Annotated in this window: 21 protein-coding genes; 4 read left to right on the top strand and 17 right to left on the bottom strand. The window is 57.9% G+C overall.

Annotated features, from left to right (window positions below; genetic code table 11):
- A partial coding sequence (locus tag ACFMO7_RS05340; RefSeq protein ID WP_376794477.1) for a hypothetical protein occupies positions 1-212 on the bottom strand: 212 nt, incomplete at its 3' end.
- Positions 213-1,086: 874 nt separating this feature from the next.
- On the opposite strand from ACFMO7_RS05340, the gene ACFMO7_RS05335 reads away from it, so the two are divergent.
- Positions 1,087-1,878: a hypothetical protein gene (locus ACFMO7_RS05335; RefSeq protein WP_376794476.1), complete on the top strand. Its 792-nt coding sequence runs from the start codon at positions 1,087-1,089 to the stop codon at positions 1,876-1,878.
- Positions 1,879-3,104: 1,226 nt separating this feature from the next.
- On the opposite strand, the gene ACFMO7_RS05330 is transcribed toward ACFMO7_RS05335, so the two are convergent.
- From ACFMO7_RS05330 to ACFMO7_RS05285, 10 genes are all read right to left on the bottom strand, one after another.
- A complete protein-coding gene (locus tag ACFMO7_RS05330) occupies positions 3,105-3,251 on the bottom strand; it encodes a hypothetical protein (RefSeq protein WP_376794475.1) in 147 nt (48 codons plus the stop codon).
- A gap of 786 nt (positions 3,252-4,037) precedes the next feature.
- Positions 4,038-4,397, bottom strand: coding sequence for a VOC family protein (locus ACFMO7_RS05325; RefSeq protein ID WP_376794474.1), 360 nt, complete (start codon positions 4,395-4,397; stop codon positions 4,038-4,040).
- Between the two features lie 120 nt (positions 4,398-4,517).
- Positions 4,518-5,468 carry a helix-turn-helix transcriptional regulator gene (locus ACFMO7_RS05320; RefSeq protein ID WP_376794480.1) on the bottom strand — a complete coding sequence of 317 codons (951 nt, stop codon included), beginning with the start codon at positions 5,466-5,468 and terminating at the stop codon, positions 4,518-4,520.
- On the bottom strand, positions 5,401-5,817 hold the full coding sequence (locus ACFMO7_RS05315) for an SDR family oxidoreductase (protein WP_376794479.1): 417 nt from the start codon (positions 5,815-5,817) through the stop codon (positions 5,401-5,403). The genes ACFMO7_RS05320 and ACFMO7_RS05315 overlap by 68 nt, the downstream gene beginning before the upstream one ends.
- Positions 5,811-6,401, bottom strand: coding sequence for an SDR family NAD(P)-dependent oxidoreductase (locus ACFMO7_RS05310; protein ID WP_376794473.1), 591 nt, complete (start codon positions 6,399-6,401; stop codon positions 5,811-5,813). Before ACFMO7_RS05310 ends, ACFMO7_RS05315 begins: the two co-directional genes overlap by 7 nt.
- 19 nt (positions 6,402-6,420) lie before the next feature.
- Positions 6,421-6,912, bottom strand: coding sequence for an NUDIX hydrolase (locus ACFMO7_RS05305; RefSeq protein ID WP_376794472.1), 492 nt, complete (start codon positions 6,910-6,912; stop codon positions 6,421-6,423).
- A 97-nt stretch (positions 6,913-7,009) separates the two neighbouring features.
- Entirely contained in the window at positions 7,010-7,174 is a 165-nt protein-coding gene (locus ACFMO7_RS05300) for a hypothetical protein (protein WP_376794471.1), read from the bottom strand.
- Positions 7,175-7,351: 177 nt separating this feature from the next.
- Positions 7,352-7,489 (bottom strand): hypothetical protein, encoded by a 138-nt coding sequence (locus ACFMO7_RS05295; protein ID WP_376794470.1) that lies wholly within the window; start codon positions 7,487-7,489, stop codon positions 7,352-7,354.
- Between the two features lie 97 nt (positions 7,490-7,586).
- Positions 7,587-8,099, bottom strand: coding sequence for a DegT/DnrJ/EryC1/StrS family aminotransferase (locus tag ACFMO7_RS05290; protein ID WP_376794478.1), 513 nt, complete (start codon positions 8,097-8,099; stop codon positions 7,587-7,589).
- A 711-nt stretch (positions 8,100-8,810) separates the two neighbouring features.
- Entirely contained in the window at positions 8,811-9,029 is a 219-nt protein-coding gene (locus tag ACFMO7_RS05285) for a hypothetical protein (protein WP_376794469.1), read from the bottom strand.
- A gap of 1,384 nt (positions 9,030-10,413) precedes the next feature.
- Here ACFMO7_RS05285 and ACFMO7_RS05280 point away from each other — a divergent pair.
- Positions 10,414-10,779 carry a hypothetical protein gene (locus tag ACFMO7_RS05280; protein ID WP_376794468.1) on the top strand — a complete coding sequence of 122 codons (366 nt, stop codon included), beginning with the start codon at positions 10,414-10,416 and terminating at the stop codon, positions 10,777-10,779.
- 130 nt (positions 10,780-10,909) lie between these two features.
- Here the strand turns inward: ACFMO7_RS05280 and ACFMO7_RS05275 are convergent, their stop codons facing one another.
- Positions 10,910-11,152: a hypothetical protein gene (locus tag ACFMO7_RS05275; protein WP_376794467.1), complete on the bottom strand. Its 243-nt coding sequence runs from the start codon at positions 11,150-11,152 to the stop codon at positions 10,910-10,912.
- A gap of 85 nt (positions 11,153-11,237) precedes the next feature.
- On the opposite strand from ACFMO7_RS05275, the gene ACFMO7_RS05270 reads away from it, so the two are divergent.
- On the top strand, positions 11,238-11,618 hold the full coding sequence (locus tag ACFMO7_RS05270) for a hypothetical protein (protein ID WP_376794466.1): 381 nt from the start codon (positions 11,238-11,240) through the stop codon (positions 11,616-11,618).
- An 808-nt stretch (positions 11,619-12,426) separates the two neighbouring features.
- Positions 12,427-13,578: a response regulator transcription factor gene (locus tag ACFMO7_RS05265; protein ID WP_376794465.1), complete on the top strand. Its 1,152-nt coding sequence runs from the start codon at positions 12,427-12,429 to the stop codon at positions 13,576-13,578.
- Between the two features lie 15 nt (positions 13,579-13,593).
- On the opposite strand, the gene ACFMO7_RS05260 is transcribed toward ACFMO7_RS05265, so the two are convergent.
- From ACFMO7_RS05260 to ACFMO7_RS05240, 5 genes are all read right to left on the bottom strand, one after another.
- Positions 13,594-14,337 (bottom strand): ABC transporter permease, encoded by a 744-nt coding sequence (locus tag ACFMO7_RS05260; RefSeq protein WP_376794464.1) that lies wholly within the window; start codon positions 14,335-14,337, stop codon positions 13,594-13,596.
- On the bottom strand, positions 14,334-15,269 hold the full coding sequence (locus ACFMO7_RS05255; RefSeq protein WP_376794463.1) for an ABC transporter ATP-binding protein: 936 nt from the start codon (positions 15,267-15,269) through the stop codon (positions 14,334-14,336). The genes ACFMO7_RS05260 and ACFMO7_RS05255 overlap by 4 nt, the downstream gene beginning before the upstream one ends.
- 96 nt (positions 15,270-15,365) lie before the next feature.
- Entirely contained in the window at positions 15,366-15,800 is a 435-nt protein-coding gene (locus tag ACFMO7_RS05250) for a type II CAAX prenyl endopeptidase Rce1 family protein (protein ID WP_376794462.1), read from the bottom strand.
- 131 nt (positions 15,801-15,931) lie between these two features.
- Positions 15,932-16,414: a hypothetical protein gene (locus ACFMO7_RS05245; protein ID WP_376794461.1), complete on the bottom strand. Its 483-nt coding sequence runs from the start codon at positions 16,412-16,414 to the stop codon at positions 15,932-15,934.
- 243 nt (positions 16,415-16,657) lie between these two features.
- The gene (locus ACFMO7_RS05240) at positions 16,658-16,861 is read right to left on the bottom strand and encodes a hypothetical protein (protein WP_376794460.1); all 204 of its coding nucleotides are present in this window, start codon (positions 16,859-16,861) and stop codon (positions 16,658-16,660) included.
- Between the last annotated feature and the right edge of the window lie 597 nt (positions 16,862-17,458).

Here is a 17,458-nt window from a genome sequence, read left to right as displayed (position 1 = left end):
AGTCGGTTGACCTCTTTGAGGTCCTTGGGCAGCAGATAGGGCTGCTGCTCCAGATAGCGGCGCGTGTCCTCGTCCGCGCGCCCAGGGAAGGCCACCTCACCGACCCTGACCCCGACCCGGACGGACGCGCCTTCCTGCTCTGTGGCAGGAGACGGGGAGGGGCTGGAAGCGGCAGGGCCGGAGCGTCGACGGGTTCTAAACCACCAGGGCATGACTGCTCCTCTCGCGTGACTTCATGCGTCCCAAGGGAGGAATGAGACGCGGTGAGCGATGAACACTGTTGAGTGTAGAGAAATGGTAGCTGCTTGTCAATGCGCAGTGGGGGTGTCAAGAGCCTCCTTTCGCTTTCTTCACAGATCTTTAATACGTTCCAGGTCAGGAAGGTAGAACCGGCTTTTATGCTTGACGGTGGCAGCGCTCAGTTGTCACTAGCGGGCACAATCACGGAAATCCTGAAAGTGGGACCTTCGGGCAATCAAAGATGCGCGAGTGGTCTGAAAAAACGACCGTACCTGTGCGCACAACCTCTCCGCGTTTAGTTTGGGCCCTCGATAACCTTTGGCGCTGGCCTAATCAAAACGACGAGGTGGAAGAGGCCATGACTCGTATTGATGGTAGACGCCTTCTTCGGCATCGGTGCCGAGATCTTCAGAGTCAAGATTGGCTACCAGCAGAAGCCCTAGCGGTGCAGTATGCTGCAGTCCTTCGCCTGGGAGGCTGTGTTTCCCACCGATCTGACGGAGGCTGGTCACAGCCTCCTGGCAGAGGACCCCTAGAGTATGGGGAGCCTGGGCATTGTCAGCAGCGAGGCGCTCGAGGTGGCAGCAAAGACTCGAAAAGTAGGCCTGGCTGGCGTTTCTCTGAGATGGAGAGAGGAATACCTACTCGACTGAGTAACCAAGAGATGAAGAGCTTGCCAGGAGGTCACGGAAGCGAGATAACTACAAGCCCTGGCAGGAAAAAAGGCACCTTTCCTCAGCAACCGGCGGCCGGCGATGCCTATCCTCTGACGCCGGGACCTGTGCTGGTCTAGCGCCATCTGCAACTGGCCGCTCCTGCCAGGCACAGAGAGGAGGTCAGAACCTGATGATGAAATGTCTTCACTGTGGACAGGAGATTTCAGGAAACCTGGACCTCTGCCCGGCCTGCAATGCTGTTCTGCCAGGCAGCAGCGCCAGTGGAGGGGAAGCGGCAGAAGATTGTAGCCAGAGGCCAGAGAAGTGCGAAGCAAGCAGGACAGTAACCGAACTGGCCGAGGCAGCACCAGTCGCGAGCGAAGGCGAGCAAGCCGGGGAAGGACTCACCACATCGGCGCCTGAGATGGAGGGAGCACTACTTGGGACTCCGCCGCCCGCCGCCTCGCCAGCCCAGTCACCAGCGCTGTGGGTGCGCCTGATGAGGTTGATCAGCGGACGCATTGGAAGCTGCGTCGCCATTCTGGGAAGCATCTTGATGTCTATCGCCTTCTTTCTTCCCTGGTTCTTGGTGATGATCACGATGCCCTCCTGTAGCATAGGTAGCATAGAGGGCGCAATAAGTATAAGTCCCCTGTTTCCGACGCCACTGCTGGGGGGCGAGGGATCGGACTGGCGGACGTCTGCCTATCTGATCGTGGTCATACTCTCTTTGGTCTTCAGCATCATCGTTTTTTCTCGGCCTCCAGCCCGCACGCGTTTGTTGGCAGCTGTGGCTCACATGGTGGTTTGCTGGGCGCAGATCTGTAACCTGTTGGCTCTCAGCTCCCCGCCATCTGGTGCCACGCGATTCACCATTATCCGGGTGCTCAGCGGTTTCTGGGTTGGTTTAGCAGGGATCACCATCACTCTGATCGGAAGCATTCAGATGCTGATCGAGAGCATTCTGGCATGCGAGGAGTAAGCCTTCCTTGATCTTAGTCGGTAGTCCAGATCCACACCGACCGGCAAGGGAACAGACGAGCAACGTCACCAAGCGCGCTGGGACAGTCACTGAGCAGTGCCCGGTCCGCGTTGTTGAAGACGATCCGCTGGCAGTCCCGACGCATCAGTGCTCATGTTGGGTTAGAGCTGGCATGTCTTGCTGCTCACGGATTGTCAGCCCTAACCCGCTCCCGGCCAGAGTCAGATGAGCTAGAATACATCTTCGATCTGTTGAGCCAGGCCATAGCAGGTCTACTTTCATCAGACTGGCAGTGAACGTTGAGGGCACTACATGAGCTGGGCTCTCTTGAGGTTGGCTGGGGTGGAGCCGAAGCCTGGACTACAAGGCTAGCTTCCCGGGCATACTCAGAGCCCGTGCCGAGTTTTACGAGCTAGATCAGGCGAGTGCCCGGCCCTACAAAGCGTGAAGCACGTGCTGACACAGGGAAGGAAAGGCCTCGCGTCCGTCCCTCACGAGCTTCATCAGCTTGAACTTAGCTTATCAATTGCTGTTACCTTCTGTGACCATCTTTTGAATAAAATATACTATCTCATAATTTTTTTAAAGTTAAAATGAAATGCGATAAAATAAAGAATTATACTTCTAAAATTCGCTATCATCCTTGAAGCTTTCACTCATCTAAGTGACGCTCTTCCCACCTGCCCACGATCTATCTGAACGTCTGAACGAGAAGGTCCAGCCTTGCCAGCGTGGTCCGCGAGCTGCGTGGGCACCGGCTCGACCGCCTGACAGGCGCGCGGCCTTTGACGGGCGATGGATGCATCAGTTGTCGAGGACTGCAAGGTACCTGGCGTAGACGCCCAGGATCCTTCATCGCGGTAATCACGGCGACCTTGCCTCCCCTGATCAGGGGGCCGACGACAGCCAACAGCCGCCCTTGGGGCTAGAACGGTTCCCACCGAGCCGTCCACAAGCACAGCTTGACAGGCCCCGAACAACTGAGCATGTTCTATAAGCTGTTTTGCAACAATCACCCTACCATGAATCTTTGTTGGCACGCCCGTAGGTCTATCTAGGGCCTCGAGCCGGGCCAGCATATCGGGATCAAGCAAGTAGGACAAGCAGTGTGTCAAAAGAGCCTTCGCGCGCGGCTTTGGGGAAGGCTTCAACCACTTCTCGATTTGCGGTCGGCCAGGTCCACATCCTGCATGGCTGTTCCTCCCCACACCCGGCGACATGCGCGACTAGCCAGTTGCCTTGCTACAGCTTTCGAGCGCTCTGCAATAGACGCGGATCTCCTCGAAGGGCACGGCCCAGATGTCGTGCAGGACGAAGACGAGGTGCTCGGCGGGAGCAGGCTTGTCGAGCACCACCAGCAGTGTCAGCCCCACCGAATCGGCCAGCTCGATGTCTCACCCCGGGTCAATCGCTCTTTCACTGCCAGGTCACTGGCCTCGACTGTGAGCCGGTCCGTCCCACGCGCGGCCCACACTTCGGTTACCGCTTTGTCGAGGGCAATCTCTAGGAGGGCCTGCCCTTCCCTGACAAGTCGTTTGGCTACGTCCATCAGCGCCTGCTGGCGACCGCCATTCCTACCCAGGGCTGGTCGCGCGTCCTCCAGGAGCTGGCGCGCTTCACGCGGTGGGGCCGCTGGGTCGAGCTGGGTCTGGGCTGCTGGCCTCAGGGGTCCCGCTTGTAGCAAGTCGTCCTCTGGTAGCAGCAGCTCAGCGCCGCCCGCGGCATCGACGCCTCCCAGCTCTTCCTGCTGGACCGCCGGCTGCGGGAGGCGGGAACGGCGCAGGTGGAGCAGCGCACCTGCTGGCTTCCCGCTGGCCGCCGGAGGGACGCCTCAACGGGCTGCTCCATCAGGATCTGCTGATCGCATCGCGCAGCCTGGAGGGGCCTGTCGAGCAGCCTGGGGTGGATATGGCTCACTTCCACTGGATCCTCGCTGGGTTGGTCGCGGTATCTCCTGATTCGGCTGCTCAGCTTCCAGGGATCCTGGTGTGAACCGTGGGGCCTTCCTTCTCTCAAAGAATGAACAAGGTTTGTTCTTCATGCAGGCAGCATGATGGGCCAGGCGATGAGCGGCAAGCGGAGCCCCTGGATGGGGATGAACCCGGGGGATCCGCCGCGAACATCTCTCCTGGGCGCCTCTGGCTTTCGAGGCGCTCTTCTCAGCTTCTCGGCTGCCAGGCTGCCAGCAGCTCGCCATTGGGGGCGGACAGGGTGAAGGTATCGCCGAATGGTGGGTGCATGATGGCCGAAACCTCCACCTGCTTGTCGAGCAGTTCCTGGTGCAGACCCTCCAGATCGCCGGTCCTGAGGTAGAGCACGATCGTACCCGGCTGGCGCCCCCCGCTGGCCTGCATGAGTCCGAAGTCGATCCCTCCTGGCGCGCCCTTGAGGTAGCGGAATCCGGGGCTGTTCTCCGAGGGCTCGGTCGTAAAGCCGAGTTTCTCGGTATAGTAGCGAAATGAGGCTTCGAGATCGGCGACGTGGATCACGACGAAGTCCAGCGTTGGTTGTCTCGACATGGATATACTCCTTTTCTCTGGTTATCCGGGATGCTACTCCTGTTGCCAGAAAAATCGTTCTCCTTGATGGTCAAAGTATAATCCATGCCTGTGACAACAGTATGTCAGTAGCGTTGCGAATCAGGCGAGCTGCTCACAATGAGCGAGCATGGCCCGTGCCTCCCTGGCCAGCAAGGTACGTAGCGACTCCGGCTCGAGCACGCGCACATGTCTGCCCCAGCTCAGCAGCCACTGGAGAATCTCGCTCTCCTGCCTCACCTGCAGTGTGACCAGCAGGCCGTCCGGCCTCTCTTCTTCGCTCACCAGGTAGTAAGATCGAGCTTCGCGGACCCAGCGCGCCACCTCGCTGGCGAAAAGCACGCGGACCGTGGTGGTGCCGACCGGGCCGCAGCGGCACCATGCTGGCGAGGACTCAGCAGGCTGGGTAAAGGTTTGCGGCAGCACCTCCAGTGCCTCCATGCGCTCCAGGCGAAAGGTGCGCACAGCCTGGCGCAGATGGCAGTACGCTGAGAGGTGCCAGTTCTGGTTGACATAAGCGAGGCTCAAGGGATCAGCCTCGCGCATCTGTGGCTGCTGCTCGTCGCTATGGCGTGCGTGGTAGACGAAGCGAACAGTGTGGTGTTCGATGATCGCCCGCCGTAGTTGTTGCAGCTTTCTGGCCTCGGGGCTCTCCTCCGCCGGTCCCGCCGTGATAAAGTGGAAGGCATTTTGCAGACGCTGCACCTCTGAGCGCAGTCGCTCAGGCAGCACGGCCTCGATTTTCCGGCGGGCCGACTGCGCGGCCTGGCGGTACTGCGCATCGAAGCTCTGGGCCATGACGCTGCTGCCCAGCAGCAGCATGGTTGCCTCCTCGCTGGAGAAGCTCAGCGGTGGCAGGAAATAGCCCTCCATGAGCATGTAGCCCTGGCCGGGGATAGAGACCAAAGGCACGCCGGCCTCGCCCAGGGCCAGCATATCCCGATAGATGGTCCGTTTGCTCGTCTCGAATCGGGCGGCCAGGTCCTCAGCGCGCAGCTTTCCTCTGGCCTGCAGCTCCAGGACAATGGCTAGCAGTCGATCCGTGCGATTCATGACTCGCGCTGCCCTCATCTTTTTCCTCAGAGTATAGACGATCTTCCAGCCGAAAGGAACCGTTTCCGGCTCCATGTGGAGCGCTCCTGGAAGGAACGAGCGGGTGAGCGCAGCGCGGGGGCCTGTGGATCCTCCGGCTCTTCCACCAATGGCAACAGGCTAGATAAGCGGTATAACCGCCTTCGACCATCACATTTTCGGCGGTGATAAAGCCAGCCCCGTCGGAGGCCAGGAAGGTGATGACAGAGGCCATCTCTTCCGGGTTCGCGGTGCGCTTGAGGATGTGGATGTCTCCTATCTCTGGCTGCCGATCGGCCTCCACCCGTGTCAAGCCCCATTTTCTCATGATCGAACGCGCGTTGCCTTCGGTCCAGACGGTACCAGGAGAGACCGCATTAACGCGAATATCTTCTCAGCCAGGCAAAGGGGTATAAATATATTCATATTCATTATCACTTCTTTAGTTGCGCTATAGGAGACACAGTGCGGCTGCGCGATAGAGGACGAGATCGAGGTAATGCTGACAACTGCGCCTTTGCCGACCTTGATCATTTCAGGGACGACGTGCTTCACGCAGAGGGCCTGGCCCATGACGTTGACATCCATGATGCGTTGCCACTCCTCGACGGTGGCCTCGATGCCGCGCATGATGAAGACAGCAGCCCAATTAACCAGGACATCAACGCGACCACAGTGGAGGGCCGCGCGCCGCACCATCGCTTCGACTCCTTCCTCTAGGGCGATGTCTACCCAGGCATAGAGCGCGACCTCCTCGCTCTGATTGAGGGCTGCTTCTGTTTGCTTGCCGGCGAGTTCATCATTGTCGGCGATCACGACACGCGCACCTTGCTGGACGAATGCCTGATAGGTTGCTTTACCAACGCCTTTGGCTCTCCCACTAACAATGGCAACTGCTCCATGAAATTTGCTCATTTCTGGCTCCTTGCTCGAGCTATCCTTCGATCAGGAGGGGCCGCTCTGGAATGGCGCCGCTGAGCAGGGCTGCTACCAGGCTGACGAACCCCTCGGGCACGAAGATTTCCTGGGAGGCACGCAGCTCTTCGAGGGACCACCAGCGATGGCCACGATAGGCGACCATCTCCGAGCGCTCCTGACGGTGCAAACTGATCGTGTTCGTGCGCACGCGGGCGAGGAAATAGCGTTCGTGCGTCAGCGTCCTTTCGCCACGCAGGACGAATTCGCGCTCTCTCAGCCAAACGCAGGGACCAAGGTCTACCTCTGAGATGGCTGTTTCCTCCCAGAGTTCGCGCAGCGCCGCCTGCTCAAAGGTCTCTCCTTCTTTGACTCCACCACCGGGCGTTGCCCAGTAGACGCGCAGATCCGGCTTTGCCGGGTCGAGCGGAACCGCGTCCTCGTACTTGAACAAGAAAATCTGTTGCTGCTCATTGACGACGATCAAACGAGCTGATTGACGTGTTTTCATTTGATGCTTCACCTTTCTTTAGACCCTCTCTCCTGGGAGCGCGGCTCCGCTTCCTGGAGAAACTGCTGGTGACGCGCCTAATCGTGAGCAATCCAATCTAGGCACTAGCCTGGCCCAAGGCGTGTGCGAACTGATCGAAGAGCCTGGTCACTGGCTGCGTATAGGTCGGCCGGCGCAGCACCAGGCGATGATAGCGCTCATCACCCGGAATAATCCCCGGGGGCCTAGAGGCGGCGCGTGGCAAGCTGTTCGGCAAGACCATAGGTTTTCCAGGGAACGTTGCATAGGCCAAAGACGCTTTCGTAGTGTAAGGGAGGCGCCTTCGGCTTCTCAACGAACACCCCTTCACTCCCGAGGGCTTGCAAATAGACCTCTACTGGTAAGCCATCAAGTTCTTCAGGACAAGAGAGTGGGCGGTAACTGTAGTAGGTTGCGTGCGTCAATGTGCCTGGCCCGCGCACTCGTGCAAGAGCGGCGGGGGATAGGCGTAGTTCTCATTGGGCACTGCGATATACTCCTCCAGGCGCTCAAACTGTGCCTGAGCCAGGGCCGCCCCCAGGGGGTGGATGCGATACATTTAAGCCGAGACCGGTGGCAACAGAGGGCCGATACGGCTCGCCCCAGATTCCCTCGAAGGAACGCGCGGCGAAATGACCGTGCAAGGTCGCCCGCTCCTAGATCTCGGGATCGTTGGGGAGCAGCATGCCCTCTTCACTCGCGAGGACCATCTTCTTCTCCTGGAAGCTGACAATAGCCACATTCCCAAAGGCGCCTGGCTTCTGACCATGGCATTGCACGCCCATTGCCTGAGTGCACTCCTCGACAATCTTGAGTCCGTAGCGCTGCGCGTTGGCCTTTACAGGTCGCATCGGCACAGGAAAGCCGAATAAATGTGCCACCACGATTGCCTTTGTGTGCGGGATGATGTGCCGCTCCAGGTCAGCAGGGTCGAGCAGACCAGTCTCAGAATCAGCATTGACGAGCACGGGGATTGCCTTACAGGTAAAGATCGGTATCACGGTCGATAAAAAGGCAGAGGTCGGCGCCAGCACCTCGTTGCCCGCTGCCAGGCCGATGCAAAAGCAGCCCGAATGGGGGGCCCGTCGTCCTTGAACTGGTCGAGAGGGTATGGAGGCAGCCGGAATAGGGCTGGAATTTGCCTTCGAGCAGCGCCACCTGGCCCTCACGTCGACTATATTATAGGAGATTTTGTCACGACGCAGCAAGCTGACGAGCGTCGATGTCGCGCTCGCTTATGATCGGCCAGACGGGCACGACCGCCTCCTTGGGCGCAGGAGAACCGCCCAAGAGTGCGAGTTGCTCCATGAGATGGTTTTCCTTTCACGTGCTCCCTCCAGGCTGGCGCGAAGCGCTCGATGCGGACGCATCCATGCCCGAGAAAGGCCCGAAGGTCACAAGACGAAAGTATCCACGCGCTGCATGATCAGCTGCAGGAGCGCCTCAGAGCAGCTATCGTTTCCTCTGATCTCTCCCAGATGAGCTACATGGGCAGGCAGACGATAGCGTTCAAAGAACTGCCCTAAGAGGGCCAGGGCTTGACATTCGCTGGCACGTCGGCGCGGACCCTTACATTAAGAGAAAGGGGCAGGGGTCATCAATGACGCCGGCCAGGCGCTCGCCTCAGACGACCTTCGCGCATCGCAGGGCATCCACCATCGGCCCCGGCTGAGTTGGCCCTCCGCCACCTGGAGGCCCAGCGCAAGAGAGATTGGAGAATGGAGAACGAGATGCCTTCCAGCCGTAGCAAACAGATCCTGGTATCGCCCAGATAGGCGACATGGCCAGTGGGGCCAGCAGAGATGGTACTCGCATCAGCGCCCGCCACTGCCAGGGGTTGCGTTTGGAGCGTTGTTGGCTGGCTGAACGACTTGATCAGGTCAACTGAGAAAATCGGCGTTGCCCCGGACGTTGAGTTGATACATGCCTTCGATCTTGATCTCTTGTGATCGAAAGAGTTCGATCAGCGCGGTATCCGGCACTGTCGCACCGAGATGACTTCTAACGTCGTCGTCTGGCAGCGCGACACCTGCTTCGAGGAACCGAGCCTGGAAGGCTGGGTCGCGGGCGATCGATCGGTCCAGACGTGGCCCTGACAAAGGCGACACCCGCCTCCACCGCCGCTTCCGCATACACGCGCAGCGGCCTTTGAGCCGGTGGGCAGGTAGCAGGTGAGCACATCGACGCCAGTTTCCTGAAACCACCTGCTGAGGATGCAAGGATTGACAAAGCAAGTCTTTCAAGTGTATCATCATTATGTCTGCTCTCTTGGTCGGACTAATTCTAAGGAAGGAAGAGTCGACAAAGTGGAGCAGGACCGCAAAGCCAGCATTGGTAAGGTGAGCGTTCGTGTGGCTCTCCTAGAATCCTAATCATAAACGATGATTCCTTAAAGGACCAGGCGTAAGACCATTCTGATCAGGAAGGAATGGTCTTACTGTTGGACGGGACTTCTTTATCATGAGGAAGCAACAGCCCCGTCACATCGCAATCCTCTCTCTTTTTGCATAGAACATCAGGCACAGTGTCGTATAGATCCGAGCAGCGCTTCAATGTCCGAGCTAACATCCTTGGCGGAAGAAATCTCCTTGTCCGACAGAATATAGCTTACGCAGGAGATCAGGTAAGATTTTTCATGTGGAACTTTATGATGTAGATCGTACAGTAGATCAGGCAACCATTCGCATAACCAAGGAATATAGTATTGACTTTTATCAATTAAAAAGAGATCATAAATGATTTATCTGTAATATCGACAAAAGTATCTCTGCAGAAATGAAGCGGCTGCGCGTGCTTTCATGGCTATCGTTAACCGCGGTGGGCTTGACTGCCGCTCTCTTTCTCTTCCTGCGCCAGAGGTAAGCTCTTCCTGATTCGTCTGACCAAAGGCCTCTTTCTGGGGCAACCGCGGATTCGCCTGCCGAAATTCGCGGCTTTTTGGGGGCGCTCATGCTCCGTCGCGGCATTCAGATGCTGGCCTATCTGTCGCCCTGGCCCTGGCCCGGCTTGCCCACTTTCAACCTCTGGAGGTGGGACACCCTGGTCGGGATCGCCTGGGCGTTGGTCTTGCTCGCCCTTCTCTACCGCGAAACGAGCTTTTCGCTCGACCCAGAATCTGTGTAGTTGCTTCCTCCGCTCGGGCGGGAAGAAGGCATCGCCGAAGTCGCGAACCCGCTGCAGGGCGCCTGCGCTTTTATCGCGGCGCGCTCCTGCTCGCGCTCGCTACCCATCTCGGTTCGCTGACGATTGTGCTCTCGGCCTTGCTTTTTGTCTATGAAGATCTCTTGCACGAGGAGTCACTGCGCTTTTTTGACAAGAAAGACCTGCTCTTGCAGGGCACCTTAAGCCTGGGGCAGGGGATTGTGAGTCTCTTCTTGCACTCGCTCGCCGGGTGCATGCCTGGTCACGCCTCCTACAATGGACCGCGCGTCGTCGAACCGTTCCGTAGCAACGTGAAAGAAAGCCACAAGAAGGAACTTCTAGATGAGAGAGACCATACAGCAGCGTCAACAAGCGCTGGAGGTCGACCCGAAGGCCCTGCTGTGTCTGCTGGCGCTAACAGTTGACTCCTATACCGTCCATGTGAGTGGATTGGCCATTGAGGGCCATGGCAACGCCGAATCAGACCTGGATGCCTTGGTGATCTACCCGGACGAATTCCCCTCGCTAGTGGAGGTCTTTCCGGGGCACAAGACCAACATAGTCTCCATTGACTCACCGAGCGCTGGAAGCTCGCTATCGAGAGTTGGACGCTCCCAGGCGTGCGCTCCGTCGCGCAGCGCAGTAACCAGGCTGACTTTGACGATCCCAATTCCTACGGGGTACTGCGCCTGGTCGGGGCGGATATAGCTCGACCCAGCGGCTGCGGGTTGATACCCCCATCCTCCACGAGGAGCATTTTTACCAGCTTCAGCACGAATTTTCCTTTGAACGACTCAGCTTTCTGTTGCATCGGCGCAGCCTGCTCGCCTATTCCTGCTCAGCTCAGGCCGCCTCCGGCGCGTTCATCTCTCAGCAACATGGCACAGCGCTGCTGACAGCCCGCCTTGCCATGCAGCAGGCCGTCGGTGGCTTGCTCGCCGCGTATGGAGAGATCAAGAGCAAAGAGCAAAGGCGCTTCCAAAAACTGGCAAAGCTCGGCAATGAGGAACTGACCCGGCGCTACTGGACCCTCGAAACGCAGGGCGCTGCTAATGAGCAGGAGGTCCTGGCCTACGCGCAAAAGTGCCTCCGTTTCGGGCGGCAGGTTGCATTACAAGCGCAAAAGCAGATCGCGGGACGCTATTGCCCAGAGGAGTAAACAGCAGATGGAGACAGCGAACCACAGGCAAGAGGTCGGCTTGGTGACAGGATTTATACAGAGCGTCCTCGCCACCACGAGGCGCTCCCTGCTGGAGACACTGCGTGTCTATGCCTGGAGCGTCTTCGGAGTGCGCCTCTTAAATGCCATTTTCACGGTGGCGATTGCCACCCTGCTCTACGACGGGCTTTTTCATGGACAGACATTGAGTTCATTTAAAAGCTATACCGGCAGCAGCGATTATCTAACCTTTGTTGTGGTTGGCAGCGCCTTGAACATCTATGCCAATGGAGCGCTGCTCAGTGTTGGACGCAGCTTCATCACGGAGAGGCGCATGGGCACCATTGAGGCGATCTTCCTCCCGGCTCGGCTGATCAATCCGGACTGATTGCGTCCTGTATTCAACGCCTTTTCTAAGTCCAGGGAGGGCACCCATGGCCTTTCACATGCTTGCTGATGACAGACTTCCTATCGAGCAACAACCCTTCTCTATGAGCAATCAGAGGCGCAAGCGCCAGGATAGGGGCAAGTAGTTCTCTTTGACCTGGGTATCAGGACACTGGCAACAGTATGCCCTGCTTGATCTTCTGAGCCGTACACGGAGCGCAAGCGTTTGCCAGACTCTCCAGGCCACCTCATCCGAGAGGGGAGCGTACTCACTCAACCATCAGATCGGTAGCTGTTCCAGCCAGAGCTGGACGGCTCCCGACCGTGGGAAGGAAGGAAGGCAGGAAGGAAGGAAGGAAGGCAGGAAGGAAGGTTTCTCTAGAAAAACTACCTTCCACTGGCTATACTATTCCTGGCTTCATCTGTAGCTCCTCGCTTGCTTGGAATCGGGATGGGAGTGGAGCAGAACACCACTTTGGAGAGGAAGGCTCTTCAGAAAGGATCCGTGAACAGACACCTGGATCAAGAAGCGATCCTATTCAGGCAGCAAACATGTAGTTCGTCCGTCTGGACAAGGTCGAGGATAGAATGGCGTTCTTTCTCCAGACAGAGCAAGACTGGCCTGACCGCGTGGGTGTGGGCTGGGCTGTGAGGGTAGCTGGCTCGGCGATCTTCTCCACGCGAGCACCACCCATCTGACTGGGCCCCCAGGCAGTGGAAGCAGTTATTATAAAGCTTTGCTTTTCGCGACATTGTGGTCACCCTCTCTACACGAGAACGCTCCAACTCCTTCACCTCAGGAGGGAAAGATGCCCTGCCAGGACCATACGAGCATTCCTGAGCGATGTTTGCAGCTAAGGCACTGCTACATTCTTACGTTCCTGCGGGCGATTGCCGGCATAGGCACCCTGCTCTCATTGCGAGTTATTTCTTCTCCCCTCGCACCCTGGGTTCTCATTCTGGGGATCACCTTCTGCTCGTGGGCCCTGCTCACGCTCCTGGTAGCTCACTTCTGGAAAAAGCAGGCCGGCCGCCTGTGGCCTCTGGCTCTAGCCATTGATCTCGCTCTCTGCGTCGCCGTCAATCTGCTCTTTGCTCCCTTGCCATCGAGCCTTGCCGCCGCCGCCTTTCTCCTGCCAGCCTATGGGTGGGCAACTGCGTATGATATGGGAGGTGTTCTGATGGTGCTGCTCACCTTCAGCTGGAGCGAAGTGGTCATAGTCCTTGTCCGGCTCTCGACCAACCAGCCTCCAGTCAACTGGCTCTCGATGCTGCTTTGGCTATTGCTCATCAGTCTGACGGCGGCGCTGCATCTCCTGCTGAGCCGCCGTCAGTACCTTCTGTCTCCCATCTTGAACAACCAGAGCAACTCCTTGCACCAGTCAGGCTCTCCCGCCTTCCAACCGGGCGGATTGCAAAGAGGGGGAGCTGCTGGGAACACAGAGAGTGCTTCTCTCCAGATCAGCTCCTCTCTGGCCCTGCACCGTGATCCGAACGCCACTTCGCTAGCCGGGTGTCCTCTTCAGCGCGATTCGCTACCGGGTGTCCAGGTTCCCCTGTTGCTGAAGGCTCTGGAGGTCGCCTTTGCTCCCTATGGGGTCAGGCTGGATCAGCATCGCCCGCAGCTAGAGAGCGCACTTGAAGCGCTCAGGGATCCCCAGATAGCTGACCCTTCTCAGTTCACCTGCTGTCTTCAGCACCTCCTACGAGAAGCAGAGGATCATTGGCAACAGCGCGCCATGCTCTCAGCACGGGAGTGGGAGCTACTCAGCCTTCTGGCTGAAGGCTTATCCTACCGTCAGATAGGGCAGCGCCTCTATCTCAGTCCGAGCACTGTTAAGACACATATGCGTAATCTCCAGCAGAAACTCGGCGTTGCTGGGAGGGAGGAGATACTGCGTCTGGCGCTGGCCCGTGGCTGGATCAGCGATGTAGCCTGCCTGCAGCGGTCAGGAGAGTGAGGTAGCTCCCACCTTCTACCTTTCTGCCGTTCCCGCGCGGTGATAGCTCCAGATAGCCAGAGCGGTAAAAAGCACAGTATAAATCAGCAGGACCAGTACATCTTCGAGGGCTGAGCCAGAGGAGGCTGCCTGCAAGGGGCGCAGCGCCAGCAGAAAGTAGTGTGCTGAAGGGAGAAAGCGAGCGATGTTCTGCAACACGCCTGGCATGAGCTGGAGTGGTTGCAGCAAGCCTCCCAGGTATCCCAGCACGAGATAGACGCCAATACTGACCACATAGCCAGTCTCGGCATCAGTCCAGAAGCCGATGACAAAAGCAAGCGCAATGAAAGGCAGAGAGCCGCCCCATAGAAAGAGGGCCGAGGCCACCAGAGCCCAGTAGTTGTCGACCCGTAATCCCTCCAGGAGGGCGACCGTCAGCACACACATAATTGTTATACCGGTCATGCTTAAGGTGGCAAGCACCTTGGCAGCAAAATAGGTCAGAGGCGTAAGCGGGGTGGTCTGGAGCAGACGCAACCAGCCAAGCTGGCGCTCCTGAGCCAGGCGTGATCCCAGGGTTCCAAGTGAGACACCGATGGTGCCAAAGCCGGCCATGGCAATACCAAAGTGAAGCTGCAAGTCATGCGTATTGCCGAAGCCATAGGAAAAAATCAGATAGTAGCCGATCGGCACTAACAGGGTAAAAAAGAGCGCGCGCCCATTGCGCAGGAAGCGCAGGAGTTCTAGCTTGCTTTGGGCACGTAGAGCCACCAGGGTCATGCCTGTTCCTCCCTCCTTGTCAGTGCTAAGAATGCCTCCTCAAGGCTGGCTCCGCGGATCTCCAGATGTGGGGTAGAGATCCCATGACCCTGCAGATCTTTGAGCAGCGCATCGCTATCTCGGGTGAAGAGGACCACTCGCGGCCCGTGCCGCTCGATACGGAGCACGCTCGGGATTGTCGCCAGAAGCTGGTCGTTCTCCTTCTCCGCAAGAAAGCTCACGAGCTGTCCGCTTGCCGCCGCGCGAATCTCCTCGCTGGAGCCATCTGCCACAACGCGTCCCTCGTTGAGCACGATCACACGCTGGGAGAGTCCTTCGACGTCGGCAAGATTATGTGTTGTCAGGATGATAGTGCGTCCGTCACGATGTAGCTCGCGGATGCGCTGCAAGAAGCGACGCCGGGAGGCAACATCCAGACCCGCGGTCGGCTCATCCAGAAAGAGAAGGCGCGGGTCACCTACGAGGGCCAGAGCAAAGAGCAGGCGCTGCAGCTCTCCACCCGAAAGATGCTGCGTGTAGCATTGTTGCTTCTCGCGTAGCTGCGCGATCTCAAGCAGCTCATCTGTTGGCAGACTATGGTCATAGTAGCTGTGGAAGACATCGAGCAACTCGCGTACGCGCACTAGATCGATCACACGTGCGTTCTGCAGCATCGCTCCCAGGCGCGCCGCTCGCCGGACCGCGGGGATCGTCGGGTCGCCTCCGTTAAGCAGCACACGCCCCGCTGATGGTCGCAGCAGGCCGAGCATCAGGAAGATCGTCGTTGTCTTGCCAGCTCCGTTTGGGCCAAGCAGCGCCACCGATTCTCCAGCCTCAATACGCAGACTCACCCCCCGCAGCGCCTGGACAGCTCCGTAGTGCTTCGTGACCTGATCCAGGAAAATCACTGGCCGCTGAGACTGGATAACAGCCGCTTCTGCTCTTACTTTCATGGGCATGCCTTGCCTTTCAAGGGCCTCAGCCATAATGCCACTCCTTTTTCTTTCCCCCCGCTACCGAGGCTGGCTCTCAGCAGCATAGCGAAGGGATCATAGTATCATTACTATAAGAAAGGTGAGACGAGCGATCACCAGAGGAAGAATGTTTGACACAGTCACAAACAACCAGGCGTTGATCGGGCCGATCACGAGCGCGCCGCACATGGCCGGCAGCGCGCTAAACCATGAAGGCATGCCTTGCGCCTGCACAGCTACAAAGAACAGGGTGGAGGTTACGAGCGCTAAAGGAAAGCTCTCGGGGGCCAGCAGACGAACTGCCAGGCCGCGAAAGAGGAGTTCTTCGCCCAACAGCGCCAGGGCAATAATTGCCCATCCGACAGGAGCTGGCCAAATCTGAAGCGTCTGGCGATAGGCTCGTACCCAGCCAGCTCGCCCGATGGTGCGCAGCTCATTGACAATGTCTGGCCCTATCTGCCGTTCGCGCCACGGACGGAAAAGGGCCAGGGCCAGCGAGCTAAGCAGCATCGAGACCGACGCCCCTCCCAAGCCAAGCAGAACACTGACCGGCAGCTGCAGCAGCAGCAAATGCTCGGTGAAGAGACCAAGCAGGTTCTGGCCGTTCGCCCAGGAGACTGCCCAGGCGATGCCGGGGGCGGTCAGGCCGGCGCCTGCAACTGCCAGGGTGAAGGCCAGGTCCCGTGTTGGATATCGATAAAGAGGCGCTTGCTGCGCCTACGCAGCAGACAGTCACCCAGGCTGAGGCCCAGACGAGCAGGTGAAGGTAAAGGAATAGTAATCGTGGTATCGACGGTTTCGATACCATTGTTGGCAAGCATATAGGTCACAGTATCGGTATAGTAAAGCTGGACCCCCACTTCAGACTCATAGTCGTGACGGCACAAACGGGTATTCAGCAGAAAGGTCTCAGTGACTCGCTGATCATGCGAGACACTCAGACTTCGGTGGCGCAGTGAGGGAGTGCGAAATCCCGTTGCGTCCGCGCAGCGATCAACCCTCACTGTGGAATTCACCATAAAGGGCAGGGATAAGGTATTCTCTTTGTGGATGACGGCTATCTCCTGATCAGGATCTCGGCTCGTGGGGTCCGCCCAGGCCGGAGCTTTGCTGTCGATGCTCATCTTCTTTGCTCCTCAGCAGTTGGTCTATAAAACACCGCCATACACTCCTTGGGGGTTGCTTATTCCTAAGCTAGTGATTCGCGGGCCGTGCTCTGCGACGATTCGCTAGAGATCTCTCGCGGGAGGCCAGAGACATGCCCTCCTGCTCAGGCTCTTCCTCCGCGTTCTGTTGTCCCAGAGACCTCCTTCCGATCGGAGGGAGGTCTCTGGCCAGACCAACAGGACAGTAGCCTGGCGGATAGACTAGCTGGCGCTCTTGTCAGTGGCCAGCACTGCCGGAGCCGCTGCGCAGCAGCAAATCGTCGATGTGCTGGTACCGTGGCCGTTCGAAGTGCAGACCCCCGGCGCTACTGTAAACTCTGCCAACTCATGCGGATGCAAATAGTCCTCGCGATTCATCGTGAGATGCTCGCTGAACCCGCTGACCTCGATCTTCATAGTGGACATGCACCTCCTTGCATCGAAGAGTGAGAAAGGTGTAGGGGGAAAGGCTATTTGCTCCCTCTGCCAGGCATATAGCATCTGCAGTGGTCGGGAAACAATCATCCCTGGGTTCATTTTGCCTCATCCGATGCCCCAAAAGCTGACGAGTGCTCCTCATCCAGGACAGGCAAACAGGGTGAGCCTCTTTCAACCGCTAGCGGATGCCTGGAGGAGACAAAGCCTGTGAGACAAGAGGCGGAATATTCTATACAATATAAAAAAAGATATTAGTAAGCAAATCTATCTGTGTAAGCTGGAGGAAGCAAACAGGACCTGCTGAAATTAATCCGATGGCTCCTCAAAATCCAGAAGCGTGATCTTTGAGGGAACGGCGAACCGGAAGGCGAGGGAGACTCTCGCAGGTTGCCGTTCCACTCTTCATACCTTCGCAGCCATTGTCTATGAGCAGGAAGGGCTTCCTGCTCCGAATCAGGAAACGGAGTGATACGATGAACCGGAGCGCAAAGCGTAAAAGGGATACCCCAGGCTTGGCCCTTCTCAAAAAGATGGAAGAGAAACCTTAGAAATCTTCACGGGGGATGAACACCTGGCTCGCTCCCT

It is taken from the genome of Thermogemmatispora sp., assembly GCF_042408735.1.
Classification (GTDB): domain Bacteria; phylum Chloroflexota; class Ktedonobacteria; order Ktedonobacterales; family Ktedonobacteraceae; genus Thermogemmatispora.
The sequence above is the reverse complement of the archived record's forward strand: the minus strand, read 5'-3'. Positions and strand labels throughout refer to the sequence as shown.